Annotated in this window: 1 protein-coding gene; it reads left to right on the top strand. The window is 38.3% G+C overall.

Translation table 11 applies throughout. The annotated features are described in order from the left end of the window. Positions 1 to 268, top strand: a 268-nt coding sequence (locus L1D50_RS23350) for a hypothetical protein (RefSeq protein ID WP_239966964.1), incomplete at its 5' end; no start/stop codon positions are given. Between the last annotated feature and the right edge of the window lie 233 nt (positions 269 to 501).

Genomic DNA, 501 nt, shown 5'->3' with positions numbered 1-501 from the left:
ATATAAAGGATTTACTATGAAAATCGCAGGAATTTGTGTCGTCCTATTGGTGCTTCTGTCGGGTTGTAACTCAACGACCGAGCCGGCAAAAAATGATAATGAGAGCGCGATAGCTAAGAATCAAGAAGATCTATATTGCAAGCAAGATATTATCACTGGTAGTAAATTTACAAAACGAAGATGTCGTACAAAAGATCAGATTGAGTATGATCGACATGCGGCAAAAGATATGCTCAATCGACAGCGGAATACTGCTGGCAAGCAGTAACTTTTGCTTTGTGAGATTAGTAATTATTTGCTCTAATTTAGGAAGCTATTGCCCACTGCGCTGAGGATCCTTTTTTAGAGCAATGACCTTCCCACCCCTCAAATTTAAATTACGCGTTGTCTTCCACTTGCTTGCTTTGGTTAATTCTCGCAACCGGTGTTGTTCTGAGAATCAAAGAATGTTTTCTACTTTATTGCTCTTTACTCCGTCAATTTATTTATACCAATTAATCT

The sequence above is a fragment of the Pseudoalteromonas sp. Isolate6 genome, from assembly GCF_022398435.1.
GTDB classification, from domain to species: Bacteria; Pseudomonadota; Gammaproteobacteria; order Enterobacterales; family Alteromonadaceae; genus Pseudoalteromonas; species Pseudoalteromonas galatheae.
The sequence above is the reverse complement of the archived record's forward strand: the minus strand, read 5'-3'. Positions and strand labels throughout refer to the sequence as shown.